At 71.7% G+C, this 25,985-nt stretch carries 22 protein-coding genes; 10 read left to right on the top strand and 12 right to left on the bottom strand.

Annotation, left to right across the window (positions count from 1 at the left end):
• The first annotated feature begins 11 nt into the window (after positions 1 to 11).
• Positions 12 to 140: an excinuclease ABC, A subunit gene (locus V1634_RS33900; protein ID WP_331211721.1), complete on the top strand. Its 129-nt coding sequence runs from the start codon at positions 12 to 14 to the stop codon at positions 138 to 140.
• Between the two features lie 154 nt (positions 141 to 294).
• Entirely contained in the window at positions 295 to 1,470 is a 1,176-nt protein-coding gene (locus tag V1634_RS33895; protein ID WP_331211720.1) for a low temperature requirement protein A, read from the top strand.
• Between the two features lie 82 nt (positions 1,471 to 1,552).
• Here V1634_RS33895 and selB read toward each other — a convergent pair whose 3' ends face one another.
• From selB to V1634_RS33880, 3 genes are all read right to left on the bottom strand, one after another.
• A complete protein-coding gene (selB, locus tag V1634_RS33890) occupies positions 1,553 to 3,325 on the bottom strand; it encodes a selenocysteine-specific translation elongation factor (protein ID WP_331211719.1) in 1,773 nt (590 codons plus the stop codon).
• 1 nt (position 3,326) lies between these two features.
• Positions 3,327 to 4,670: an L-seryl-tRNA(Sec) selenium transferase gene (gene selA, locus V1634_RS33885; protein WP_331211718.1), complete on the bottom strand. Its 1,344-nt coding sequence runs from the start codon at positions 4,668 to 4,670 to the stop codon at positions 3,327 to 3,329.
• Positions 4,671 to 4,788: 118 nt separating this feature from the next.
• Positions 4,789 to 5,253 (bottom strand): winged helix-turn-helix transcriptional regulator, encoded by a 465-nt coding sequence (locus V1634_RS33880; RefSeq protein ID WP_331211717.1) that lies wholly within the window; start codon positions 5,251 to 5,253, stop codon positions 4,789 to 4,791.
• A gap of 100 nt (positions 5,254 to 5,353) precedes the next feature.
• On the opposite strand from V1634_RS33880, the gene V1634_RS33875 reads away from it, so the two are divergent.
• The 3 genes from V1634_RS33875 to selD are packed head-to-tail and all read left to right on the top strand — an operon-like array spanning position 5,354 to position 7,635.
• Positions 5,354 to 6,061: a DUF899 domain-containing protein gene (locus V1634_RS33875; protein WP_331211716.1), complete on the top strand. Its 708-nt coding sequence runs from the start codon at positions 5,354 to 5,356 to the stop codon at positions 6,059 to 6,061.
• The gene (locus V1634_RS33870; protein ID WP_331211715.1) at positions 6,058 to 6,585 is read left to right on the top strand and encodes a pyridoxamine 5'-phosphate oxidase family protein; all 528 of its coding nucleotides are present in this window, start codon (positions 6,058 to 6,060) and stop codon (positions 6,583 to 6,585) included. Before V1634_RS33875 ends, V1634_RS33870 begins: the two co-directional genes overlap by 4 nt.
• A 36-nt stretch (positions 6,586 to 6,621) precedes the next feature.
• Positions 6,622 to 7,635, top strand: a complete 1,014-nt coding sequence (gene selD, locus V1634_RS33865; protein WP_331211714.1) for a selenide, water dikinase SelD — start codon at positions 6,622 to 6,624, stop codon at positions 7,633 to 7,635.
• A 90-nt stretch (positions 7,636 to 7,725) separates the two neighbouring features.
• On the opposite strand, the gene V1634_RS33860 is transcribed toward selD, so the two are convergent.
• From V1634_RS33860 to fdh, 7 genes are all read right to left on the bottom strand, one after another.
• Positions 7,726 to 8,832, bottom strand: a complete 1,107-nt coding sequence (locus V1634_RS33860; protein ID WP_331211713.1) for a sugar-binding protein — start codon at positions 8,830 to 8,832, stop codon at positions 7,726 to 7,728.
• A 70-nt stretch (positions 8,833 to 8,902) separates the two neighbouring features.
• Positions 8,903 to 10,201, bottom strand: a complete 1,299-nt coding sequence (mmsB, locus tag V1634_RS33855; protein ID WP_331211712.1) for a multiple monosaccharide ABC transporter permease — start codon at positions 10,199 to 10,201, stop codon at positions 8,903 to 8,905.
• Entirely contained in the window at positions 10,198 to 11,745 is a 1,548-nt protein-coding gene (gene mmsA, locus V1634_RS33850) for a multiple monosaccharide ABC transporter ATP-binding protein (protein WP_331211711.1), read from the bottom strand. The genes mmsB and mmsA overlap by 4 nt, the downstream gene beginning before the upstream one ends.
• A 624-nt stretch (positions 11,746 to 12,369) precedes the next feature.
• Entirely contained in the window at positions 12,370 to 13,662 is a 1,293-nt protein-coding gene (locus tag V1634_RS33845) for an L-lactate MFS transporter (RefSeq protein WP_331211710.1), read from the bottom strand.
• A gap of 44 nt (positions 13,663 to 13,706) precedes the next feature.
• Positions 13,707 to 14,801 (bottom strand): NrfD/PsrC family molybdoenzyme membrane anchor subunit, encoded by a 1,095-nt coding sequence (gene nrfD, locus V1634_RS33840; RefSeq protein WP_331211709.1) that lies wholly within the window; start codon positions 14,799 to 14,801, stop codon positions 13,707 to 13,709.
• A 70-nt stretch (positions 14,802 to 14,871) separates the two neighbouring features.
• A complete protein-coding gene (locus V1634_RS33835) occupies positions 14,872 to 15,921 on the bottom strand; it encodes a 4Fe-4S dicluster domain-containing protein (RefSeq protein WP_331211809.1) in 1,050 nt (349 codons plus the stop codon).
• A 2-nt stretch (positions 15,922 to 15,923) separates the two neighbouring features.
• Complete coding sequence (gene fdh / locus V1634_RS33830) at positions 15,924 to 19,241, bottom strand: formate dehydrogenase (RefSeq protein WP_331211808.1); 3,318 nt, start codon at positions 19,239 to 19,241, stop codon at positions 15,924 to 15,926.
• Positions 19,242 to 19,534: 293 nt separating this feature from the next.
• On the opposite strand from fdh, the gene V1634_RS33825 reads away from it, so the two are divergent.
• From V1634_RS33825 to V1634_RS33815, 3 genes are all read left to right on the top strand, one after another.
• Complete coding sequence (locus V1634_RS33825) at positions 19,535 to 20,803, top strand: cytochrome P450 (protein WP_331211708.1); 1,269 nt, start codon at positions 19,535 to 19,537, stop codon at positions 20,801 to 20,803.
• A 120-nt stretch (positions 20,804 to 20,923) separates the two neighbouring features.
• Positions 20,924 to 21,526, top strand: a complete 603-nt coding sequence (locus V1634_RS33820) for a maleylpyruvate isomerase N-terminal domain-containing protein (RefSeq protein ID WP_331211707.1) — start codon at positions 20,924 to 20,926, stop codon at positions 21,524 to 21,526.
• Positions 21,527 to 21,645: 119 nt separating this feature from the next.
• Positions 21,646 to 22,767, top strand: coding sequence for a magnesium transporter CorA family protein (locus V1634_RS33815; RefSeq protein ID WP_331211706.1), 1,122 nt, complete (start codon positions 21,646 to 21,648; stop codon positions 22,765 to 22,767).
• A gap of 108 nt (positions 22,768 to 22,875) precedes the next feature.
• Here the strand turns inward: V1634_RS33815 and V1634_RS33810 are convergent, their stop codons facing one another.
• Positions 22,876 to 23,640 (bottom strand): hypothetical protein, encoded by a 765-nt coding sequence (locus tag V1634_RS33810; protein WP_331211705.1) that lies wholly within the window; start codon positions 23,638 to 23,640, stop codon positions 22,876 to 22,878.
• Positions 23,641 to 23,934: 294 nt separating this feature from the next.
• Between V1634_RS33810 and V1634_RS33805 the strand changes: the two genes are divergently transcribed.
• A complete protein-coding gene (locus tag V1634_RS33805; protein ID WP_331211704.1) occupies positions 23,935 to 24,291 on the top strand; it encodes a hypothetical protein in 357 nt (118 codons plus the stop codon).
• Entirely contained in the window at positions 24,288 to 24,947 is a 660-nt protein-coding gene (locus V1634_RS33800) for a nucleotidyl transferase AbiEii/AbiGii toxin family protein (protein WP_331211703.1), read from the top strand. Before V1634_RS33805 ends, V1634_RS33800 begins: the two co-directional genes overlap by 4 nt.
• Positions 24,948 to 25,032: 85 nt before the next feature.
• Here V1634_RS33800 and V1634_RS33795 read toward each other — a convergent pair whose 3' ends face one another.
• Complete coding sequence (locus tag V1634_RS33795; protein WP_331211702.1) at positions 25,033 to 25,761, bottom strand: hypothetical protein; 729 nt, start codon at positions 25,759 to 25,761, stop codon at positions 25,033 to 25,035.
• Positions 25,762 to 25,985: the final 224 nt, after the last annotated feature.

Genomic DNA, 25,985 nt, shown 5'->3' with positions numbered 1-25,985 from the left:
ACGGCCTCGACGTGATCGAGAATCCCGACGGGATCATCGACCTCGGGCCGGAGGACGGCAGCCGGGGCGGCACGGTGCTGTTCGAGGACACCCGAGCCGACTGCTCGGCGTCATCAACTCGGGTGGCCGAACACCTGTGACGCGACGTCGGGGCGGCCGTACCGGCCTGAAGCCGCGAACCGGACCGGTCGGCCGTGGTACGACTGCTTCGACAGCGAGGGGTACGGCGGGTTGACGCAGGTCAGGACGGTAGCCGGCGGCCCGGGTGCGGCGGGTTGGGAGATCGGGCGGCCGATGGCGACGGGCAGACACTCCACGCTGATCCGCGACCCGAGCCATCCACAGCGGGCCACTCCGGTGGAGCTCTTCTACGACCTCGTCTTCGTCTTCATGCTGGCCCGGCTGGCCGAAGCGTTGATCATGAAGCTGAACCCACTCGGCGCCTACCAGACGCTTCTGTTGCTGCTGGCGATCTGGTGGGTGTGGTCCTACACCAACCTGGCCACCGACACCCTGGACTCGCGCCGGCCCGCCGTCCAGCTGGTGGTCATCACGATCATGCTCGGCAGCCTGCTGATCTCGACCGCGCTGCCCGAGGCGTTCAACGGCCGGGCCCTGCTCTTCGTCTCCTCCTACGTCGGCATCCACCTGTTCCGCAGCACGGTCCTCGCGGTGATCCTGCGGGACCACCGGCTGCGGAACCGCCCGCTGCGCGGGATCTTCTGGTTCAGTCTCTCCGGGGCGCTCTGGTTCGCCGGGGTCTTCGTCTCCGGCACACCCCGGCTGCTGCTCTGGACGGCCGCCCTGGCCATGGACTACCTGGGGCCGGTGGTGCGCTGGCCCACCCCGTGGATCGGCCGCTCGCCGGCCTGGGAGTGGAACACCGCCGGCGAACACCTGGCCGAGCGGTACCGCCAGTTCATCATCATCGCCCTCGGCGAGAGCGTGGTGATCACCGCCCGCACGGTACGGAGCACCAACTACGCCCCGGAGCAGGCCGCCGCCGTGCTGGTCTCGTTCACCAGCACGGTACTGCTCTGGTGGATCTACTTCTACCGGGCCCGGGAGAAGCTGGGCAGCGCCATCATCGGTTCCGCCGACCCCGGTCGGGAGACCAAGTGGGCCGGATACGCCCACCTGATCATGGTGGCCGGCGTCGTCCTCACCACCGTCGGCGACGAGCTGATCATCCGGCATCCCATGGAGGACACTCCCGGCGGTTGGGTCGCGGTGATCGTCGGCGGTCCCACGCTCTTCCTCGCCGGCCGGATCCTGCTCGGACACGAGGTCTTCGTCCGAGTGGCCCGCCCCTGGCTGGTCGGGATCGGGGTACTGGTCACGATGGCACCGACAATGGTCCTGCTGCCGCCGCTGGTCGTCGCCGTGGCCGTCCTGCTCGTCCTGCTCGGAGTCGTCATCGCCGACGTGGTCACCGTCCGCGAGCCCGGCGGCACGCCCGGCATCACCTAGCCGGGGCGGCACGCCCGGTGGGTGCTGCCGACGGCAAGCTACGACCGGGCCGGGTCGCGGCTACGACCGGGCCGGGTCGCGGCTACGACCGGGCCGGGTCGCCGAGCACGATCCGGGCGTCGTCCGGCAGCCGACGGGTGACGCCGCGCCGATCCAGCAGTTCGAGCAGCGGCACCGCGACCCGCCGGGTCGTACCGAGGGCCTGCCGGGCGGTGCTGAGGGTGAACGGCTGCGGCAGCTCGGCGAGTACCCGGATCGCCCGATCGGGGGCGTCCGGCAGCAGGACGACGTTGTCGGCGAGCTTGAGCAGCGCACCGGCGCGTACCGCCGCGCCGATCTCCCGGTGCCCGAGCCCGACCTCGGCCAGCCGGGCCGCCTCCGGAGCCACGAACGGCCGCTCGGCCAGCTCCGCGCCGACCCGGCGTACCGCCCGGGCGACCTGCTCGGGCAGCGTGCCGGCCGCCCCGCCCGAGCCGATCCGGCCGTCCCGGGCCACCAGCGGCGCCGCGACCAGGGCCTCGACCAGGGCCCGGTCCGGCAGGTCCAGCAGCCGGCGTGCGGTCTCGACCGGCACCCCGGGCTCCAGCGGATGCGCCCGCGCCCAGCGGGTCACCTCGTCGACCAGCCGCCGCCCCAGTTCCCGCCAGCGCACCGGGTCGGCGTGCCAGTCCCCGGCCACGGGTGCGGTCGTCACCGTCACGCCCATCCGCTCCAGCTCGGACCGGCGGGCCAGGCCACGCCGGGCCAGCTCTGCCGCCTCGTCGGGGCGGCCGTCCAGCCCGGCCAGCACCACCGCCCGGTCGGCCGCCGCGCCCCGCCGGCCCAACCTCGGCGGTACGACGTCGAGCAGCGTCACCCCGCCGGCCACGTGCCGCCGGCCGGGATCGCGCAGCAACGCCCGGTCACCGATGCGCAGCGGCAGCGGCCGGTCCAGCCGCAGCCGGGCGGTGTCGACGCCGAGTGGGCGTACCCGGGCGGTCACCGCGGCGGAGCCGACGTGCAGGGTGACCTCCGCCGGCAGCTCGGCCACCGGGTCGCCGGCTAGCCGGACGTCGACCAGGTCGGTCTGCTGGAACCGTCCCGGGGTGAGCAGCGCGTCGCCCCGGCCGACCTGCTCCCGGGCCACCCCGCGCAGGTTGACCGCGACCCGGGCCACCCCGGCCACCTCGGACACCTGGGTACCCAGGGTCTGTAGGCCCCGGATCCGGACCCGTGCTCCGGTGCCGGTCAGCTCCAGCTCGTCACCGGTGCGCAGCACTCCCCCGCCGAGGGTGCCGGTCAGCACCGTGCCGCTGCCCCGGACGGTGAACGCCCGGTCCGCCCAGAGCCGCACCGGGCCGCTCGGCTCCGGTACCGGCAGCCGGGCGGCGAGCCGGTCCAGGGCGGCGCGCAGCTGCGGCAGCCCCGCCCCGGTGGTCGCGCTGACCGCGACGGCCTCGACCGCGCCGAGCGAGGTGGCCGCGATCTCCGCGAGTGCCAGTTCGGTGGCGACGGCGGGATCGGCCAGGTCGGTCCGGGTCACCACCAGCAGCCCGTGCCGGACCCCGAGCGCGTCCAGCGCGGCCAGGTGCTCGGCCGACTGCGGCATCCAGCCCTCGTCGGCGGCGACCACGAAGAGCGCGGCCGGCGCCGGACCGACCCCGGCGAGCATGTTGGGGACGAACCGCTCGTGCCCGGGTACGTCCACGAAGGCGAGTACCGTCCCGGACGGCAGTGCCGTCCAGGCGAAGCCGAGGTCGATGGTCATGCCCCGGCGCCGCTCCTCCGCCCAGCGGTCCGGCTCCATCCCGGTCAACGCCCGGACCAGGGTGGACTTGCCGTGGTCGACGTGTCCGGCGGTGGCGACGACCTGCACGTCAGGTCTCCCGCCAGCCCGGGGGTACCCGGGCGACGGCGGCCCGCACCGTCTCGTCCCGGTCGGCGGGTACGCAGCGCAGGTCGAGCAGGAGCCGGCCCCGTTCGAGCCGGCCGACCACCGGCGGGTCGCCGAGGCGCAGCGGTTTGGCGTACTCCTCGGGGAGGGCGAGGGCCCACGAGTCGAGGGTGACCTCCGGCGCCCCGCCGCCACCGACGACGGCGTCGGTGGCGACCACCTCGGCCTTCAGCCCGTCGGCCGCGAGCTGGTCGCGGAGCCGCTCGGTGCGCAGCCGCAGCGCGGCCGGGGTGGCCCGCAGTGCCCGCCAGGTCGGGGTCTCCGGGCCGGTCAGGGTCGCCTCCAGCGCGGCGAGGGTCAGCTTGTCCACCCGCAGTGCCCGGGCCAGTGGATGCCGGCGCAGCAGCTCGACCAGGTCGGCGTCGCCGAGCAGCAGCCCGGCCTGCGGCCCGCCGAGCAGCTTGTCGCCGCTCGCGGTGACCAGCGCCGCGCCGGCCCGCAGCGCGGTGGCGGCGTCCGGCTCGGCCGGCAGCAGCGGGTCCGGCGCCAGCAGCCCGGAGCCGATGTCCACCACCACCGGTACGCCGAGGGTGGCCAGCTCCTCGACGGGTACGGCCGCGGTGAAGCCCCGGACGACGAAGTTCGACGGGTGCACCTTGAGCACGAAGGCGGTACCCGGTCCGACCGCCGCCGCGTAGTCGGCCAGCGAGGTCCGGTTGGTGGTGCCCACCTCCCGCAGCGTCGCCCCGGTGCTGGCCAGCAGGTCCGGCAGCCGGAACCCGTCGCCGATCTCCACCAGCTCGCCCCGGCTGACCACGATCTCCCGGCCGGCCGGTTCCCCGTCGGGCCGGAAGGCGGCGGTCAGCGCGGTCGCGACCAGCGCGAGGGCGGCGGCGCCGTTGTTGACCACGTGCACCGCCCCGGCCGCCGGCACCGCCGAGGCGAGCGCGGCCAGCGCGCCCCGGCCCCGGCGGGCCCGCCGCCCGGTCCGCAGCTCGAGTTCCACATCGGTGTGCCCGGCCGCCGCGACCACCGCGTCGACGGCCGCCGCCGACAGCGGCGCCCGGCCGAGGTTGGTGTGCAGCACCACGCCGGTGGCGTTGAGCACCGGGCGCAGCCCGGCGGCGGTGGTCGGCAGTGCGGCCAGGGTGGCCGGGACGACCTCCTCCGGCGGGATCTCGCCGCGCCGGACCCGGTCCTGGGCGGCGCCGAGCACGGCCTTGAGCCGGACCCGACCGACGGTCGCCTCGGCGGTGGCCAGCCGGGGGTCGGCGAGCAGCACGTCGGTGCGTGGCACCCGACGCCGAGGATCGACCGCCCCGTCCATTCCCACCTCGCTGTAGAAACCCGTTCACCCGGCACTTAACCACACCTGATCTCCAGCCGCCCGGGGAAGTCCACGGCCGGCCGGGCTGGACGGTGGCGATCGGAGCGCGCCGGGCGGGTCAGCTGGCCGGGGTGACCGCGCCGGGTCCGGGCAGCAGGTCGACGTCGGCGGCCCGGATCGGCTCGCCGCAGGCGGAACAGCTCAGCTCGACGTGACCGACCTGCCCACAGGTCCGGTGCCGGTGCAGCACGGGTGGGCCCGCCTCGCCGGCGGTCCACCGGTCACCCCAGCGGACCATGACGAGGAGCAGGTCGCAGAGTTCCTGTCCCTTGTCGGTGAGCAGGTACTCGTACCGGGGTGGTCGGTTCGAGTACTCCCGCCGCTGGAGGACACCGTTGTCGACCAACCAGCGGAGCCGCTCGGCGAGCACCTTGGTGGAGATGCCGAGATCCTGCTGGATCTGGTCGAACCGGGTGATCCCGGCGTAGACGTCGCGCAGGATCAGCGGGGACCAGGGCTCTCCGACGACGTCCAGGGTGCGGGCGATCGAGCAGGCCATCTCGGCGAACCGGGTGCGCTGCATGCCACCACCCTAGGCGATGTGGCTTCCTTCAGAAAAGGGACTTCGGCTAGAGTGTGCCGGACCACATCCTTTCTTCAGGGAAGTCACCGTAGGAGGAATCATGGACCGACCTCAGGTGGTGCCGGCCGAGCAGTGGCGGACCGCCCTGGCCACGCTGCGCGACAAGGAGAAACAACTGACCCGGGCGCTGGACGCCCTGGCCGCGCAGCGGCGCCGGCTGCCGATGGTCCGCATCGACAAGGACTACCGGTTCGTCGGCCCGGACGGGCCGGTGGGGCTGCCGGATCTGTTCGAGGGACGCCGGCAGCTCATCGTCTACTGCTTCATGTGGCACGGCGCCGACCACGTCTGCTCGGGCTGCGCGATGTTCACCGACAACATCGGACACCTCGCCCACCTGCACGCCCGGGACACCTCGCTGGCGCTGGTCTCCCGGGGCCCGCTCGCCGAGATCCTGCCGGTGCGGGAGCGGATGGGCTGGTCGATCCCCTGGTACTCCTGCGCCGACAGCGACTTCACCGACGACATGGACGCGGGCGACGGATTCGCGCTCAACGTCTTCCTCCGCGACGGCGCCGAGGTCTACCGCAGCTACTTCACCACCGACCGAGGAGTGGAACGGCTCGGCAGCGGTTGGACGTTCCTCGACCTCACTCCGTACGGACGGCAGGAGACCTGGGAGGACTCGCCGGACGGGTGGCCGCAGGGGCAGCCGTACGCGTGGTGGCAACTGCACGACGAGTATCCGGCGGAGCCGGCGGCGCCGAGCGACACGGCCGGCGTCGATTCGGTGCGGGGGCGGTCGTGAGCGGCCGTACGCCCGTCGCCGAACTGCTCTTCCGGGCCGAGGACGCGGCACCGATGAGCCTGGACGAGGCGACGGTACGACCGTGGAGCCAGGCCCGGACGGCGTTGGAGTCGACGGCAAAGGGCTGGCTGTCGACCGTGCGGCCGGACGGCCGACCGCACGTCGCACCGGTGATGCCGGTCTGGGCCGACGACGCGCCCTGCTTCACCACCCGCCCCGGCTCGCGCAAGGGCCGGAACCTGGCCGGCACCCCGGCCTGCGCGCTCAGCGTCGCCGCCGCCGACCTCGACCTGGACCTCGCGCTGGAGGGCGATGCCGTCCGGCTGCGGGACCCGGCGCTGCTCCGGCAGGTCGCCGACACCTTCGCGGAGAAATACCGGTGGGAGCTGACGATCCGCGACGGCATCGTCCGCGATCCCGGACTGCCGGGCGAACCCGAGTACGCCTTCTACCGGGTCACCGTGCTGCGCGGCTTCGGCTACGGCGCCGACGGGTCGACCGCGACCCGCTGGCGCTTCGGCTGAACCGCCGGAACGGACGGCGGGTGCGACCATGGTCCGATGACCACCGGGCAGCGCTATCGACTCACTCAGTACGCGCACGGCGGCGGCTGCGCCTGCAAGATCCCGCCGGGCGAGCTGGAGGAGGTGGTCGCCGGGCTGGTCGGCACGTCCGCGCCGGCCGGTCCGGGTGAACTGCTGGTCGGGCTCGACGACGGCGACGACGCGGCGGTGGTCCGGCTGGAGTCGGGTACCGCCGTGGTGGCGACCGCCGACTTCTTCACCCCGGTGGTCGACGACCCGTACGACTGGGGCCGGATCGCCGCCGCCAACGCCCTCTCCGACGTCTACGCGATGGGCGGCACCCCGGTGGTGGCGGTGAACCTGCTGGCCTGGCCCCGGGAGCTGCTGCCGCTGACCCTCGCCGCCGAGGTGCTGCGCGGCGGGCTGGACGTGGCCCGGGAGGCGGGCTGTCACGTGGCCGGTGGGCACAGTGTGGACGACCCCGAACCGAAGTACGGGATGGCGGTCACCGGGATCGCCGACCCGGAGCGGTTGATGCGGAACGACGCCGGCCGGGCGGGGCTGCCGCTGACCCTGACCAAGCCGCTCGGCGTCGGGGTGCTGAACAGCCGGCACAAGCAGACCGGCGAGGTGTTCGGGCAGGCGGTGGCGGCGATGACCGAACTGAACCGGGCCGCCTCGGCGGCGGCGGTGGCGGCCGGGATCCGGTGTGGCACCGACGTGACCGGGTTCGGGCTGCTCGGCCACCTGCACAAGCTGGCCCGGGCGTCCGGGTTGACCGCCAGGGTGCAGGCGTCGGCCGTACCGTACCTGGACGGTGCCCGGGCGGCGCTGGCCGATGGTTTCGTCAGCGGTGGCACCCGGCGGAACCTGGCCTGGGTGCGCCCGCACCTCGACGCGTCGGGGGTCGCCGAGGACGAGTTGCTGCTGCTGGCCGACGCGCAGACCTCCGGCGGGCTGCTGCTCGCCGGTGAGCTGCCGGGCCACCCGGTGGTCGGCGAGCTGCTGCCGGCCCGGCCCGACGGGCGGACCCTGGTCGTCACCGGCTGAGCGGCCCGGTCGGGGCCGGAGAACGCGGAACGGGTCCCCGGGATCGACGATCCCGGGGACCCGGAGGGTGCAACCCGCTGCTACTGCTGCTTACTTGGCGCCAGCGGTGAGCGGAGCCAGCTTCGGGTCGTTGGCGTACGCCTCGACCACGTTCTTCTTGGTGACGATCAGCGGCTCCAGCAGGTTGGCCGGGACGACCTTGGCACCGTTGTTGTAGGACTCGGTGTCGTTGGTCTTGGCCTCGTTACCGGCCTGGAGGGCCTTGACCATCTCGATGGTCTCCTTGACCAGGTTCCGGGTGTCCTTGTTGATCGTGGAGTACTGCTCGCCCGCCACGATCGACTTGACCGACTCCACCTCGGAGTCCTGCCCGGTGACCACCGGCAGCGGCTTGCCGGTGCCCTTGACCGAGGTCAGGATCGCCCGGGCCAGGGTGTCGTTCGGGGAGAGCACACCGTCCAGCGTCTTGCTGCTGTAGGTGGAGGTGAGCAGCGAGTCCATCCGCCGCTGGGCGTTCTCGGCCTTCCAGCCGTCGGTGGCGGTCTGCTTGATGTCGGTCTGACCCGAGCCGACCACCACGTTGCCGGCGTCGATCTCCTTCTTCAGCACGTCCATCGCGCCGTCGAAGAAGACGCCCGAGTTGTTGTCGTCCGGCGAGCCGGAGAAGAGCTCGATGGTGTACGGGCCGTTCGGCTTCTTGGCCTTCATGCCCTCCAGCAGGGCCTGGCCCTGGAGCTGGCCGACCTTGAAGTTGTCGTACGCGACGTAGTAGTCGACGTCCTTGGTGTTCTTGATCAGCCGGTCGTAGGCGATCACGTACGCGCCGGCCTGCTTGGCCTGCTCCACCTGAGTGGTGAGCTGCGCGGCGTCGGTCGCACCGATGACGATCACCTTCGCACCCTTGGTGACCATCGCCGAGATCTGCGCCTGCTGGTCGGCGACCGTGCTGGTGGCGCCCGCGTACTGCACGTCGGAGGAGAAGCCCGCCTCCTTGAGCCCGTTGGTGAACAGGTCACCGGCGAGCACCCAGTTCTCGGAGGTCTTGGCCGGCAGCGCCACACCGATCAGCGAGTTGGCGGCGAAGCCCTTCTCGGAACCGGCTTCGGCTCCACCGTCACCGGACCGCTCGGAACAGGCCGTGAGGGCCAGCAGGGCGATGGCGCCGGCGGCGACACCCCTGGTTAGGAATCTACGCATTGCAGGTTGCCCTTCTTTGCAGGGTGGTGAGGGGTGGGGCGGAGGTTTTCCGCCCCACCGGCGGTGACCGTCAGCGGGCCACCGGAGTCTTGGCGGGCTCCTGACCCGTCTCGACGCTGGGCGCCGGCGGGGCGGGTGCCTCCCGGCGGAAGGGGCGGGTCACCGATCCGATGACCGAGAAACGTCCGCGGTTCTTGTTGTAGACGTCGAAGGCGACGGCCAGCAGCAGGACCAGGCCCTTGATGATCTGCACCCGGTCCGAGCCGACGCCCATCAGCTGGAGGCCGTTGTTGAGCACGGCCATCACCAGACCACCGACGATCGAGCCGCTGATCGTGCCGAGGCCGCCGGAGACGGCGGCGCCGCCGATGAAGACCGCGGCGATGGCGTCCAGTTCCCAGCCGATGCCGTCCTGCGGGCCGGAGGCGGCCGACCGGGCGACGAAGATCATGCCGGCCAGCGCGGCCAGGATCGACATGTTCATCATGACCAGGAAGTTGACCCGCTTGAGCTTGACGCCGGAGAGTTCGGCGGCCCGCGAGTTGCCGCCGACCGCGTAGATGTGCCGGCCGCCGGCGGTGTTCCGGGTGATGAACGAGTAGACCACCACCAGTACGCCGAGGATGATGCCGGAGATCGGGAAGCTGGTACCGACCCGGCCGCCGGCGAACCGGAAGGCCGCGTACAGGATCACCGCGACCGGCACGGCGACCCGGATGGCCGAGATCCACAGCGGCGCGACGTCGGCGTCCATCTCCCGGCGGGTACGCCGGACCTTCCACTCCCGGACCACCACGGCGATCGCGACGAGCAGGCCGAGCAGCAGGGTGAGGTTGTTGTAGCCGGTGTCCGGACCGACCTCCGGCAGGAAGCCGGCGCCGATCACCTTGAAGCCCTCCGGCACCGGGATGGTGTCGGCGCTGCCGATGAACTGGTTGCCGCCCCGGAACAGCATCATGCCGGCCAGGGTGACGATGAACGCCGGTACCCCGATGTAGGCCACCCAGAAGCCCTGCCAGGCGCCGATCGCGGCGCCGACGAGCAGACCGAAGAGGATCGCCACCGGCCAGGGCAGCGACCACTCCTGCATGGCCCGGGCCACCACGATGCCGACGAAGGCGGCGATCGAGCCGACCGAGAGGTCGATGTGGCCGGCGACGATCACCATCAGCATCCCGATGGCCAGGATCAGGATGTACGAGTACTGGCTGACCAGCGAGATCAGGTTGCTCGAGTTCAGCGTCAGCCCGTCGGTCAGGATCTGGAACAGCAGGACGATCGCCACCAACGTGAAGATCATCCCGAACTGCCGGGCGTTGGATGTCGTCCCCGCGAACAGGGACTTCTGGAGTTCCTTTATGCGACTCACCGGATCTGCGCCTTCTTCGCTGAGGTCATCTGCTTCATGAGGAGTTCCGGATCGGCGTCCCGCCGTTCGATGTTGCCGGTGATGGTGCCCTCGAAGACCGTGTAGATGCGGTCGCAGAGGCCGATCAGCTCCGGCAGCTCCGAGGAGATGACGATGACGCCCTTCCCCTGGTCGGCGAGCTGCTGGATGATGCCGTAGATCTCGTACTTGGCGCCGACGTCGATGCCCCGGGTCGGCTCATCGAGGATGAGCAGGTCCGGGTCGGTGAACATCCACTTGGCCAGCACCACCTTCTGCTGGTTGCCGCCGGAGAGCTTGGTGACGCCCTCGTCGACGTTCGGGGCCTTGACCCGCAGGCTCTTGCGGTAGCTCTCCGCCGCCCGGTATTCGCGGACCGGGTCGACCACACCGTGCTCGACGATCTTCGAGAGTTTGGCGGAGACCACCGAGGTCTTGATGTCGTCGAGCAGGTTCAGGCCGAGCGACTTGCGGTCCTCGCTGACGTACGCCAGGCCGTGCTTGATGGCGTCGGCGACCGACTTCAGCACGATCTCCTGGCCGTCCTTGAAGATCTGCCCGCTCTGGTAGACGCCGTACGAGCGGCCGAAGATGCTCATCGCCAGCTCGGTGCGGCCGGCGCCCATCAGCCCGGCGAACCCGACGATCTCGCCCCGCCGGACGGTGAAGCTGGAACCCTTGGCCACCATCCGGTCGGCCGAGATGGGGTGCCGGACGGTCCAGTCCCGTACCTCGAAGAAGACCTCGCCGATCTTGGGGGTGTGGTCGGGGAACCGGCTGGAAAGCTCCCGGCCCACCATGCCCCGGACGATCCGGTCCTCGTCCACCCCGTCCGCCTTGACGTCCAGGGTCTCGATGGTCCGGCCGTCCCGCAGGATGGTGATCGAGTCGGCGATCTCGGCGATCTCGTTCAGCTTGTGCGAGATGATGATCGAGGTGATGCCGCGCTGCTTGAAGCCGCGCAGCAGGTCCAGCAGGTGCTGGGAGTCGGCCTCGTTCAGCGCGGCGGTCGGTTCGTCCAGGATGAGCAGCTTGACGTCCTTGGCGAAGGCCTTCGCGATCTCGACGAGCTGCTGCTTGCCCACGCCGATGTCCTTGATCAGCGTGTCCGGGTCCTCCCGCAGCCCCACCCGGGCCATCAGCTCCAGCGCCTGTCGGTTGGCGCTCTTCCAGTCGATCGCGCCAGCCCGCCGGGGTTCGTTGCCGAGGAAGATGTTCTCGGTGATGGACATCCCGGGCACCAGGGCGAGTTCCTGGTGGATGATCACGATGCCGGCCTGCTCGCTGGCCCGGATGTCGGCGAACCGGCTCTCCGCGCCCTGGTAGCGGATCTCCCCCGAGTAGCTGCCGTACGGGTAGACCCCGCTGAGCACCTTCATCAGGGTCGACTTGCCGGCGCCGTTCTCCCCGGCGATCGCGTGGATCTCGCCGCGCCGGACCACGAGGTTGACGTCGGAGAGCGCCTTGACCCCGGGGAACTCCTTGGTGATCGCGCGCATCTCCAGCAGCACGGGAGCGTAGCTCATCGCCGACGCTCCCCGGTCCGGGCCGGTACGGCGGACCGGCGGGGGGCAGCCGCCGTGGGCCGCCCGTCCTCGGGGCGCCAGAGGGAACCGCGCGCGTCCAGCGGCTGGGCGCCGCGCCGCGTCATCAACATCATTGTTGCCTCCGGGCAGGTCGTCAGACCGGCTGACATACTTTTGTTGCCTGGAGGAACTTATTGGAAAGCGAGGAAGTTTCGCAAGATTTCGTGACCTGGTCTTGACAAATTCACAAGGTCCCGGCTCATCGGCCGGCGCCGGGCGTCACCGTGGGCATCGAGCGTCCCCGCCCTGACCCGATCACGAGGTTTCGGCCGGAGCGCCCGGAGCAGCGCCGGAAGCGCCCTCGGACACCTGCCGTCGGTTCCCCGCCCTGCCGGGTCGGCCCGGCGGTTCGCGAGGTCCTGTCACGCTCCGGCCGTCCGAGCCCGCTCACCATACGTGCGGCCCCCTCCGTCCCCGCCACCCCGGGCCACCGGAACGTGCGGCCCGTCACCCCCCCGACCGCCCGCCGGCCGCGCCCTGGACCGGCACGGACGCGCGGCACGGGCCCACGCCCCTCGGGGCCACGGACCGGGGTGGTGCCGGATCCGCCGGCCGACCTCCCGATCATGGGCCGGTGACCTCGTCGTCCGGGCGGGAGGGACCGGGCCGGGAGGGCAACCGGGTGATCGGCGGCAGGACAAGGGCGACCACCGCGATCACCGCCAGCACCGTGAACGGCAGTGTGTAGGAGCTTCCGCTCGCCTCGAAGAGCGTCGCGGTCAGCAGCGGCCCGGCCACCCCGCCGATGCTCCAGGCCACGATCATCGCCCCGTAGACCGCACCGGCGTGCGGAGTGCCGAAGTAGTCCGCCGCCGTCGCCGGCATGGTGCCGAAGCCGCCGCCGTAGGCCAGGTAGATCAACGCGGCGAGTACCGCGAAGAAGGCGAAACCGGCCGCGTGCGGGAGGATGAAGAAACACAACGCCTGGAGCGCCAGCATTCCGCCGAAGGCCACCATCCGGCCGGTCTGGTCCGACAGCCACGCCCAGCAGAGCCGCCCGGCGCCGTTGAAGAGCCCGAGCACCGCGACCAGGCTGGCGGCGGTGGCCGAACCCACGCCCGTGATCGCCTGCGCCGCGTCGGCGGCCTGGGAGATGAAGGCGATGCCGCAGGTCACGTTGAGCGCCAGGATCGCGGTGAGCAGATACCACTGCCGGGTCCGCAGCGCCTCGGCGAGGGTGTAGACCCGGGTACCCGCCGGCACCCGGCCGGTGGTCACCGGACGGTACCCGGGCACCCGGTAGCCCGGCGGCGGATTCCGGAAGAACGAGGCGCCGAGCAGCACCGCGACCAGGTACGCGATGCCCAGCGGCAGGAAGACGCTGGGCTTGTCGGCGGTGTTGTTGAGCAGGCCCTTCGCCACCGGCGCGGTGATCACGGCACCGAAGCCGAAGCCGGCGACCGCGATCCCGGTGATCAGTCCCCGGTGGTCCGGAAACCACTTGGTGAGCATCGCGATCGGGGTGATGTACGCGGCACCGAGCCCGATCCCACCGAGCACCCCGTAGGTCAACACCAGCAGCCAGAGCTGGTCGGCGTCGGAGACCAGCGAGGCGAGGATGTTGCCGACGGCGTACAGCACGCCGCCGCCGAGCGCGACCGGTCGGGGCCCGCGCCGGTCCTGCACCCGGCCGCCGAGCAGACTGCCGATGAAGATCGTGCCGATCGCGACCTCGAACGGCAGTACCGCCTCGGCCTTGCTCCAGCCGAACGCCTGCTGCAACGGCTGGTTGAAGACACTCCAGGCGTACACGGCACCGAGGGCCAGCTGCACCAGTACGGCGGCCACCACCAGGCCCCACCGGCCCGCCGTCGGACTGTGCTCCCCCCGTACGCCGATCTCGACTTTTCCTGCCATGAGCGTGACCCCCGTCTCGGCTCATGGACGGCACCCGCTCGTGGCTATGGGCTGGCGCCGGCCCCCCGTCTCGCCTGCCGCTCCCGCTGCGGCAGCACCGTGTACTTCGGATCCCGGGCGGAGGCGACCCCGGCCTCGAAGACCCCGAACCGGGTCAGCACCGAGGAGGCCAGCAGGGCCGCGCCGGAGAGCACCGCCAGCGTCCGACTGCGCCGGGTCAGCAACGCACCGGCGGTACCGGCGGCCAGCAGCAACCGGGCGCCCTGGATCAGCCGGGCCGGCCGGCCCGTCCGGTACGGCTCACCGGTCAGCCCCATCCGGGCGATCCGGCGCTCCGCGATCGTCTCGAGCACCGCACCGGCCACCGCCAGCCGGACGGCCGGGCCGCTCTGCGCCGTCGGCGTGCCGACCAGCCCGGCGCCCGCACCGGCGACCAGCGCGCTGCCGGCGAAGAGGAACGGCAGGTCCGGGTAGGCGTCGTGCCAGGCCGGCATCGCGGTGTCGGCGAGCAACACCCCGGTGTACGTGGCCAGCGCCGGCGCCGCCGCGGCCGCGGCCAGCCCGGAGACCCGGCCGACCGGAGGCAGCAGCCGGCGGGCCAGACCCGGTACGCCGTGCCGGGGCAGGATCGCGGCGACCTCGCTCAGCGCGGCCAGCCCCGCCGCCGGACCGAACGCGGCCAGGATCCAGGTGCCCATCGACATCGGCGAGGTCGGCTTGGCGACCCGCAGCATGTGGTGGAACCGGGCCGGTCGACCGAGGTCGTTGACCAGGAAGTAGGTGCTCGCGCCGAGGGCGCCCAGCGAGACGAGCCGACCGGCCCGGCGCAGCTCCGGCCGCCCGGTCAGGTCCGCACCGGCGGCCAGCAGCGCCGATCCGGCGGCGAGCCCGCCGGTGAACAGGTACGCCGGAATGTCCCGTCGCCACACCGGCGCCTTGACCACCGGCCGCCCGTAGTACGAGCTGAACTCGGCCGGCGGAACGACCACCGGCTGCCCGGCGACGACTCCCGGCCCGGCCCCGCCGCGCCGCCCGGAGCGGCGCCGCAGTTCCCCGCCGTTGCGCTGGCCGAGGCCGTCCGCAGCCTCCCGGAGCCGCTCGCCGAGCGGCCCGCCGCCGTCCGGTCCTGGCCCGGTCATGGCGCCTCCTCGACTCGTTCGTCGTGCCGACCCGGCCCCGCCGGTCGGCCGGCGGGCCCGGTCCGGCCGGTCACCGGGGCCGCCCGACGAAGGCGGCCACCGTGGCGGCCGTCATGGTGAGCGCGGCCAGCCCGGCCCGGCGCCACATCCGGGGCAGGTCGCGGGTGGTCACCACCGGGTCCGGTGGCAGCCCGTACACCTCGGGCTCGTCGAGCAGCAGGAAGAACGCGCCGTCCCCGCCCACCCCGTCGTTCGGGTCGTGCCCGTAGAGCCGGGCCTCGGCGACGCCGTCGGCGTGCAGCCGCTCCACCCGCGCCCTGGCCCGCTCGCGCAACTCGTCGAGTTCGCCGTACTGGATCGACTCCGTGGGGCAGGCCTGGGCGCAGGCCGGGGTACGCCCGGCACCGATCCGGTCGTAGCAGAGCGTGCACTTCCACGCCCGACCGTCGTCCTTGCGCTGGTCGATGACGCCGTACGGGCAGGCCGGGATGCAGTAGCCGCAGCCGTTGCAGATGTCCTCCTGCACCACGACCGTGCCGAACTCGGTACGGAACAGCGAACCGGTCGGGCAGACGTCGAGGCAGGCGGCGTGGGTGCAGTGCTTGCAGACGTCCGACATCATCAGCCAGCGCAGGTCGGCCCGCCCGTCCCGCCCCGCCTCCCGGCCGGGCAGGTCGGTGCCGGGCATGCCGAGGAACTGGGCCCCCTCCGCCATCCGCCCGGCCGGGGCGGAATCCGGGCCCGGCGGCAGGCCGGGGCTGGTCCCCTGGTCGGTACCGACTCCGGCCGCCGCCTCGGCGGTCGCCGGGCTGATCGGCGGCCCGCTCGGGGTACCGGCCATCGGCGGCGACGACTGCCAGCCGACCGGCCGGGACTGCTCGACGAAGGCGACGTGCCGCCACGAGTTGGCGGTCAGCGCCCCGGTGTTGTCGTACGACATGCCGAGCAGGTCGAGCCCGCTCTCCGGCACCAGGTTCCACTCCTTGCAGGCCACCTCGCAGGCCTTGCAGCCGATGCAGACGCTGGTGTCGGTGAAGAACCCCATCCGGGGTGGCGGGTCGAGGTGACCGGACTGCTCGGCGGGGTTGACCGGCGCGTCCGAACGCCGCGTCTCGACCATGCTCATGCCTCCGGTTCCGTGTCGCCGTCGCCGGAGGGCCGCCCCGGTGCACCGTCGGCATCGTCGGCGCTGGTGCCGTCCCGGCCGGCGGTGACGATCGGCGGGTAGTGTCCGTCGAGGCCGGCCCGCCGCCGGTAGTCGGCGAGGTAGTCGAGCAGTTCCGGCCCTCTCGGGCGGCGGCCGGCCCGGATGTCGCAGGTGCCGACCTTGCTCTCCTGGATCAACACGTTCGGGTCGAGGGTGACCCCGAAGAGATCGTTGGCCGGCTCGCCCTGGACCAGCCCGTTGCCGCCGAAGTGGTACGGCAGCCAGAGCTGGTGGATCAGGCGGCCCTCGATCCGCAGCGGGGTCAGCCGGTCGGTCACCGTCACCCGCGCCTCGATCACGCCCCGGCTGGTGACCAGGTGTGCCCAGCCCAGGTGGGTGAGTCCACGTTCGACGGCCAGCTCCGGTCCGACCTCGACGAACATCTCCGGTTGCAGTTCGGCCAGGTACCGGACGTTGCGGCTCATCGCGCCCGCCGTGTGGTGCTCGGTGAGCCGGCTGACCGTGAAGACGTACGGGAAGACGTCGACGTGCGGGTCGGGCGGGCTCGGGTTGGTCGGGTTGTCCGGCCGGTCGTACGTCTTGCGGGTCGGGTTGGCCTGCTGGCCGTAGAGCGGGTTGCGGATCGGGGACTCGACCGGTTCGTAGTGGGTCGGCAGCGGGCCGTCGAGTATCCCGGACGGTGCGTACAGCCAGCCCTTCCCGTCGCCCTGCATGATGAACGGGTCGTCGCCGGCCAACGCCGCCACCCCGGTCGCGTCCGGGTCCGGCCGGTACGAGGGCGGCTTGGTCTTCTCGAAGTCGGGTACGTCGTGCCCGGTCCACTCGCCGCGTTCCGCGTCCCACCAGACGTACCGCTTGCGTTCGCTCCACGGCCGTCCCTCGGGGTCGGCCGAGGCACGGTTGTAGAGGATCCGCCGGTTGAGCGGCCAGGCCCAGCCCCACTCGGCGGCGACCCAGTTCTGCTCGCCGCCGGGCTTGCGCCGGGCCGCCTGGTTGACCCCGTCGGCGAAGACCCCGGTGTAGATCCAGCAGCCGCCGAGGGTCGAACCGTCGTCCTTCATCTCCACGAACGAGTTCAGCGGGCGGCGGGTGGCCACCTCGTACCCGTTGATCTCCCGCAGCACCGCCTCGGCCTCCGGCTCGGCGTGCGGGCCCTCGGTGGGATAGTCCCAGGCCAGGTCGAGCAGGGCGCGGTCGCGGGGCCGGGTGGAGCCGGCGAGCTTGCTCCGGATGATCCGGCCGAGGTGGTAGAAGAACCAGAGTTCGGAGCGGCAGTCACCGGATGCCTCGACCGCCTTCTCCCGCCACTGCAACATCCGCTGCGTCTGGGTGAAGGTGCCGGGCTTCTCCACGTGCGAGGCGGCCGGCAGGAAGAAGACCTCGGTTCTGCACCGTTCCGGGGCGATCTCGCCGGTCTCCACCTCCCGGCTGTCCTTCCAGAACGTCGCGCTCTCGATCATGAAGAGGTCCCGGACCACCAGCCAGTCCAGGTTGGCCATGCCGAGCCGCTGGGCGCGGCCGTGCGCCGAGCCGACCGCCGGGTTCTGGCCGAGCAGGAAGTAGCCCTTCACCTTGCCGTCGATCATGTTGAAGACGGTCTGGTACGTGCCGTGGTCGCCGCTCATCCGGGGCAGGTGGTCGTAGCAGAAGTCGTTCTCCGGGGTGGCCGCCGCACCCCAGTACGCCTTGAGCAGGTTCACCGCGTACGCCTGGGCGTTGCCCCAGAAACCCTTCTGGCCCGGGTGCTGGATGCTCTCGATCCACTTGTCGAAGGTCGGATGCTCCATGTGGTTCGGCATCGGCAGATAGCCGGGCAGCAGGTTGAACAGCGTCGGGATGTCGGTCGAGCCCTGGATGCTGGCGTGCCCGCGCAGCGCCAGGATCCCGCCGCCGGGCCGGCCGATGTTGCCGAGCAGGAGTTGGATGATCGCCCCGGTCCGGATGTACTGCACCCCGACGCTGTGCTGGGTCCAGCCGACCGAGTAGACGAGCATGGTGGTGCGGTCCCGCTTCGAGTTCTCGGTCCAGGCCCGGGCGACCTCCTCGAACTTCTCCCGGGGTACCCCGCAGACCCGTTCGACCAGCTCGGGGGTGTAGCGCGCGTAGTGCCGCCGGAGGATCTGGTAGACGCAGCGCGGGTGCTGGAGCGTCTCGTCCCGTTCCGCCTGCCGGGAGACCGGCGGGCCGTGCGACTCGTGCCGCAACCCGGCGGCGCTGTCCCGCTCGGTGGCGGTGTCGTTCCCGCCGTCACCCTCCTGCCCCGCGTACTGCCAACTGGACTGGGCGTAGCTGGTCCGGTCGGGGTTGTAGCCGGAGAAGAGGCCGTCGAGGTCCTCGGTGTCCTGGAAGTCCTCGCTGACGATGGTGGCCGCGTTGGTGTAGGCGACGACGTACTCCCGGAAGTCCAGCTCGTTCTCCAGGATGTACCGCACGATCCCGCCGAGGAACGCGATGTCGGTACCGGCCCGGATCGGCACGTACGTGTCGGCGAGGGCGCTGGTGCGGGTGAAGCGGGGATCGACATGGATGATCTTGGCTCCCCGCTCCTTCGCCTCCATCACCCACTGGAAACCGACCGGGTGTGCCTCGGCCATGTTCGAACCCTGGATGATGACGCAGTCACTGTTGATCAGATCCTGCTGGAAGTCCGTCGCGCCGCCGCGACCGAAGCTGATCCCCAGACCGGGGACGGTGGCGGAGTGTCAAATCCGGGCCTGGTTCTCGATCTGGATCGCCCCCATCGCGGTGAACAACTTCTTGATGAGGTAGTTCTCCTCGTTGTCCAGGGTGGCCCCACCCAGACTGGCGATGCCGAGGGTGCGGTGCAGCGGCCGGCCCTCGTCGTCGACGTCCTCCCAGGTGGCGTCCCGGGCGGCGAGTACCCGGTCGGCGATCATGTCCATCGCGGTCGGCAGGTCCAGCTCTTCCCACTCGGTCCCGTACGGACGGCGGTAGAGCACCCGCTGCTGCCGCAGCTCGCTGGTGACCAGGTTCTTGCTGGCGGCGCCCTTGGGGCAGAGCCGGCCGCGCGAGATCGGGCTGTCGGGATCTCCCTCGATCTGGGTGACCCGGCCGTCGGAGACGTAGACCCGCTGGCCACAGCCGACGGCGCAGTACGGGCAGATCGACCGGGCGACCGAGTCGGCGCTGTCGGTACGTGGAGTCAACCCGGCGGACCGGGCGGACTTCGCGGCGGCTCCCCGGCCGAGCGGGTCGGTGCCGGTGAGCTGGCGGTAGACCGGCCAGCCCTCGATCCAGGTGCGTACCCCCATCGTCAGCACCTCCTCCAGCGACGAGGCCGGTTGCCCGACCATCCGAGGGTAGGTCAGCCAGACGGTGCCCCGAGGGAAAGCGCCGAAACCCGGCGGGACCGGAAAACCGTCGGGAAATTTTCGGAGCCGCCCGCCGGGAGATCTCGGACTCGCCCGCCGGGAGATTTTGGGAAGCCGTCCCGAGCGGACGAGTCCGCCGCGGCCTGCGGGGACGGGACGAAGGGCGGCGGAACAGCGGCCACCAATGCGAATGATCATGACATCCGAGGCGATTGGGGCAGTACTCTGACGCGATGTCTGTCGATCAATCCACCGAGACCGGATCGGATCCCATCCCCCGGATCGACTTCGACCACCACTCCCCGGAGTACCGCGCCAACTGGCGGGCCATCTCCGACGAGCACCTGGCCCGCTGCCCGGTCGCCCGGACCGACGCCTACGGCGGCTTCTGGGTTGTCTCCGACCATGCCGGCGTCAGTCAGGTGATGCGGGACGACGCCACCTTCAGCTCCGGCCGGAACAGTGGGGACCCGTCGGACCCCCGGCAGGGCATCGTCATCCCGCCAAACCCGATCAAGCAGGTGCCGCTGGAGCTGGACCCGCCGGAGTACAACCCGTACCGGCGGATCATGAGTCCGTACTTCTCGCCGAGTGCGGCCCGCGACTCGATGCCCTTCGTCGAGCAGGCCACCGACGCCCTGCTGGACCGGGTCTGCGCGAGCGGCCGGATCGACCTCGTGCTGGACTACGGCAACCCGCTGCCGGCACTGGCCACCATGAAGCTGATCGGGCTTCCGCTCGACGACTGGCAGACCTACGCCGAGCCGATGCACCGGGTCGCGGCGTCGCCGCCGAGCGACCCCGACTTTCCGCGCAACGTGCAGATCATGGGGCAGCTCGGCGGCGCCATCGCCGCCCAGGTGCCGAAGCTGCGCGAGGAACCCGGCGAGGGACTGCTGAGCGGACTGGCCACGGCCACCATCGACGGCGAACCGCTGCCCGTCGAGGAGGTGGTGAGCGCCGCCCTGCTGGTGATCCAGGGCGGCGTGCACACCACCACCGCGCTCTTCGCGCACACCATGGTCTGGCTGGCCGACCACCCCGAACACCGGGCGGCGCTGATGGCCGACCCGGCGCTGTGGGAGCACGCCACCGAGGAGTTCCTCCGAATCTTCCCGCCGGCGATGGGCTTCGCCCGCACCGCCACCCGCGACGTGGTGGTCGGCGGGCAGCAGATCCGGGCCGGCGACCGGGTGATGATGTCCTTCGCCGCCGCCAACCGGGACCCGTCGGTCTTCCCGGACCCCGACGAGGTACGGCTGGACCGCTCCCCCAACCGGCACACCAGCTTCGGGCTCGGCATCCACCGCTGCATCGGGCTGAACCACGCCCGGGTCTGGTTCCCGCACCTGGTGCGGCGGGTGCTCGAACGGATGCCGGATCTCGTCATCGACCGGGACGCCACCAAGCAGAACGAGAGCGTCGGCGTGATCAACGGCTTCGTCAGCATGCCGGCCACGTTCACCCCGCACGAACCGCTCGGCGTGACCATGCCGGACTGACCGGGCACGTCGTCCGGCCGGCGGTCGGGGCCGGTCCGCGGTCCGGCGGGCTCCCGGCCGCCCGCCGGACCGGGTACGGTCTCCGCGGACCGGCGACCGATCCGGGGTACGGGGGTGGCGATGACCGTCAGCGCGGACGACCTGGAGACGGCGGTCGCCAGTGTCGTCGGTACGCTCCGCCCCGGCACCGATCGGGACTGGGGGGTGCCGGCCGGCGAGCTGGACTGGGACTGCTGGCACACCGCGGAACACCTCGGCGACTGCCTGCTGTCGTACGCGATGCAGCTCGGCGCCCGCCCCGCGGACCGGTACGTGCGGTTCCTGGCCACCGTCGACCCGTCGGCGACCCCGGCCCAGGTGCTGGAGTTCGTCGAGGGCAGCGGGCAGGTTCTCGCCGCGATGGTCCGGACCGCCCCCGCGTCGGTGCGGGCCTGGCACCCACACGGCATGGGCGACCCGACGGGCTTCGCCGGGATGGGCTGCGTCGAGACGCTGCTGCACGGCGACGACATCGCCCGGGGACTGGGGCTGACCTTCGCACCGCCGGCCGAGGTTTGCGCCCGGGTGCTGGCCCGGATGTTTCCGCAGGTCACCGCCGAACTCGCCGGGGTTGTCGAGCCGTGGGCCGCGCTGCGCTGGGCCACCGGCCGGGTGGAGCTGCCGGACCGGCCCCGGGTGCGACGATGGCGCTGGCACGCGGCACCGCCGGAGGAACGCGGCTGAGCGATTCCCCGCGCCCCGGGCGACTTCCCCGCCCACCGGACCGGGGTTCGACGAACCACCCCCGCCGACCGTCACCCTCGGCCTACCGTCAGGAGCGTGGCGGAAGCGATGGCGGGCGGATGAGCAACACCCGCATGTACCGGGACGGCGCCCTCGTCGACCAGGGCTTCCCCGCCCGCGAGGTCGGTGAGCGGCTGGCCGCCGACGACCGGGTGGTGATCTGGCTCGACGTCTGCGGGCCGACCGAGGACGACCTCAGGCTGCTCGCCGAGGAGCTCGGGATGCACCAACTGGCGCTCGAGGACGTCGTCCAGCAGGCCCAGCGGGCAAAGCTCGACCGGTACGACACGCACCTGTTCCTGAACACCTACATGGTGCGGCTGGACGCGGCCGGCGGGCTGACCGACGACGAGGTGTCGGCGTTCATCAAGCCCCGGGCGCTGGTGACGGTCCGCTACACGGACCGGTTCGATCTCCGGCAGCTGCTGGCCCGCTGGGACGAGAGCGCCGAACTCGCCCCGCACGGGGTCGCGTTCCTGCTCTACGGACTGCTCGACACCCTGATCGACGGGCACTTCTCCGCGGTGCAGCAGCTCGACGCGACCCTGGAGCGGGTGCAGGCCGCGATGTTCAAGGACGGCCGCGGTGCTCAGGCGGCCGGCGACGGCCAAGGCGGCGACGACCGTGTCGCCGACGGCGGTGACAGCCGGGCCGGCAGTACCCGGGGCCGCAAGAGTCGGGGCGCTGGGGATCGGGGCGCTGGAGGTCGGGGCGGCGACGCGATCCGCGAGATGGATCGCAACCAGGTGCAGGAGCGGATCTTTCTCGCCCGGCGGGACCTGGTCCGACTCCGCCAGGTCACCCTGCCGATGCGGGAGGTGGTGAACGCGCTGATCCGTCCCACCATGCACACCGTCGACCAGGAGATGCTGCCGTACTACCAGGACCTGTACGACCACGTGCTGCGGGTGATCGAGTGGAGCGAGTCGCTGCGCGACCTGAACACCACCATGCTCGAGACGAACCTGATGCTCCAGAACAACCAGCTCAACCTGATCGTGAAGCAGGTCACCGCGTGGGCGGCGGTGATCGCCGTGCCGACGGCGGTGACCGGGTTCTTCGGGCAGAACCTCGCCTTCCCGTGGCGGCACACCCCGGCGGAGTTCATCATCTCGCTCATCGTGACGCTCGGACTGGCGGTCGCCCTGTACGTGGTGTTCCGCCGGAAGAGCTGGATCTGACCGAGGCCGCACGCCCGCCGACGCTCCGGGGAGGCCGGCGCGGGCCGGGCCTCCCCGAAACGGTGTCAAACGGTGCCAGACGGTTCCGGCCAACCGGGTTACCGGCAGTCAGCGGGACCAGACGTCCTGCACGATGTCGGCGGCCTGGTCTTCCCACTGGGCGTACGCGAACGGGTACGCCGAGACCTGCACCGCCTGGGCGGCGTCGGTGAGCGGCCGGTCCCACCAGCGGTCGACCCGCTTGAGGCCCTCGAAGAACGCGGCGGCCGAGTAGTCACGGTCCCGGATCTGGTCCGGCGAGCCCCAGCCCGACGACGGCCGCTGCTGGAACAGCCCCAGCGAGTCGTGGTCGTTCCACGCGCCCAGGTGGCCGAGGTTGCGCAGCTTCGACTCCTGAAGCGCGGTGGCGACGCCGATCACCGCGCCCCGCTGACCCATGTCCATCTTGCGGGCCACCCGGACGATCTCCCGGGCGTTGTCCCGCTGTTCGTCGTCGAGGTCGATCCGCGACTGGTAGCCCTGCACCCCGTTCGGGACCAACTTGACCCGGGACGCCCTGGCGTCCGAGTTCCCATGGTCGGCGGGTCGGGAGCCGCCGCGGTGCGAGTCGTCGTCCCGCGTCGACTGGCTGTACGCCGCCGACTGCACGCCGGGGTCACCCGCAGCGGCGACGACGCCGACCGGGCCGGCCACCGCCGAGCAGGCAGCCGCGCAGGTGAGGCCCGCGACCGCCAGCGCGGACCGGCGGGCGATCGGAGTTTCCGCGACGGCGGGCAGCCGCCGGGTCACCGGATGTGCCGCGATGGCGGGGAGCCACCGCGTGCGAGCGGTCTCCGCGATGGCGGGGAGCCACCGTCCGAAGATCGGATTCATGGTTGCCCCTTTCGATCTGGGATTCCGGGAGGGACTGTGCCGTCCTGGGCCGCTCGGCCCGGCGGACAAGGAGGCACGCCCGCGATCCAGGGGGCTGATATCGCGGGCGTACCGACATGAACAACGAGACGGGCCAGTCCGGCATTCCGGATTTGCCGGCCCGCTGACCAGGACCGGTCCGGCCCCCGGTTCCGTCCGGCTCCGGGGCCGTCGAGGGCCGGCGGCAGGCCGGACAGACCAGCAAAATCGGGTACGGACGATCCGCCCCCGCCTCCTTCCGGCTACCCTGAGCGCATGCAGTACGTCGCCGCGACCGGAACCGGCGTCGCCTATCTGGCCCGCCCGGGCCGGCCTGCCGTGGTGAGCCCGACCGTTGCCGAGCTGACCGGCCCGACCCGGGGCACCGTCGTGCTGCCGCTGCGGCTGATGTGGGGGCCGGAGCGCAGCTTCGACCTGGACGACCCCGATCAACTGCTCTGGATGTACGAGAACGTCCTGCGCGAGACCACCCGCTCCGACGACCTGCGCCGATTTCTCAACGGCCGGGTGCTCCGCCGGGTCTGGTCCGCGTTGAACCTGCCCCGCGGGGTACGGGCGGCCTGGGAGCGACGGCACCCGTCGCTGGCCGCCGGTGATCGCCGGGCGGCATGACCACCACCCATCTCGACGACTTCTACCGCCAGGTCGCCCGGGTCGCCCTCTCCGTGGCCGACAAGCACGGGTTCGTGCTCGGCGGTGGGGTGGCCTGGGCGGCACACGGACTGGTGTCCCGGCCCACCGAGGATGTCGACCTCTTCGCCGACGTCGACGGTGCGGCGGCCAGCGCCGGGGCGGAGGTCCGGACCGCGCTGGAGGCGGCCGGCTTCACCGTCGCCGACGAGGACCCGTCGAGCGACCTTGCCGGCCTGTTCAGCGGGTTCGAGCTGGACATGAAGGACTTCCTGGTCAGCCGGGGCGGCCGGCGACTGCGGCTCAGCCTGGGCCGGCTGGACCGGCACCGCAGCCCGGTGGTGATGGACCTCGGGCCGGTCATGCACGTCCAGGATCTGGTGGCGAGCAAGACCGCCGCCCTGGTCACCCGCCGCGAGGTCCGGGACTACATCGACGTCGCGGCAGCGCTCGACCGGTACGACGTGGCCGACCTGATCCGGCTTGCCGCCGAGTACGACCCGGCGATCGAGCCGGAGGACATCACGGCCGCCGGCCGCTACCTGGACCGACTGCCCGACCAGCGCTTCGCCCGGTACGGCCGGGACGCCGCACAGGTACGGTCGATCCGCGCGAAACTCGCCGGCTGGCCGCGCTGACCCGGGCCGCCTCGAACCGGCGTCCGGCCGGCGCGGAACATGCCGAAGGCCGGACCCGAGTCGGATCCGGCCTTCGGTTCCTGCCTTAGCTGTTGTTCCAGGTGTTGGCGACCAGGTCGGCTGCCTGGTCTTCCCACTGTGCGTACGCGTCGGGGTAGGCCGAGACCTGTACCTTCTGCGCGGCCACGGTCAGCGGGAGGTTCTGCCAGCCGTCGACCTGCTTGAGGCCCTTGAGGAACGCGATGGTCGAGTACTCCGGATCGGTGATCTGTTCCGGCGAGCCCCAGCCCGAGGACGGGCGCTGCTGGAACAGGCCCAGCGAGTCGTGGTCGTTGCGGTCACCCAGGTGACCCAGGTTCTCCAGCTTCGACTCCTGGAGACTCGTGCCGACCGCGATCACCGCGGCACGCTCGTCCAGACCGGCCTTCTTGGTCGCCTTCACGATCGCCCGCACGTTGTCGGACTGCTCACCCGACAGCGAGATCCGCGACTGCTTGCCCTGCGGGCCGTGCGGCACGAGCTTGTCCCGCGACGGCTTACGATCCTTGCCCTCGCGCTTGTCACGCTTGTCGTTCTTACCCTTGTCGCGCTTGTCGCTGTCGCGCTTGTCGCTCTTGTGGTCGTTGCCCTTGTCGGCCATGACCGACTGCGACACGGTCGACCCGACATGCTCGGGAGCGGCGTGCGCGGCCACGGCGGGGCCGGCGACGGCGCCACCGACGAACGCCAGACCGGCGACACCCAGAGCGGTCCTACGTACCAGGGAAGTCTGCTCGATGGCCGGGAGCCATCGGCTGAACAGAGTCGTGTTCATGATGGTCCGCCTTCCAATCGGGGGTGAACACTCCACGGGGGATGTGGGGTGTCATCGGAGATGTCCCGAAACCACACGGGTCTCCAGGGACGAAGTGTCCGCCCGGCACACACGCACGCGGGGGGCTGTGCTGGTACTCAAGCGAACACCATATGTAACGACCGGCGGCCCCGGATCATTCCCCGAAGCCCCGCCACCAGCCCAGGCCACAGGCGGTGCTACTC

This window comes from Plantactinospora veratri (assembly GCF_036421995.1).
GTDB lineage: Bacteria > Actinomycetota > Actinomycetes > Mycobacteriales > Micromonosporaceae > Plantactinospora > Plantactinospora veratri.
Note: the sequence above shows the minus strand (reverse complement) of the source record. Positions and strands in the feature narration are given on the sequence as shown.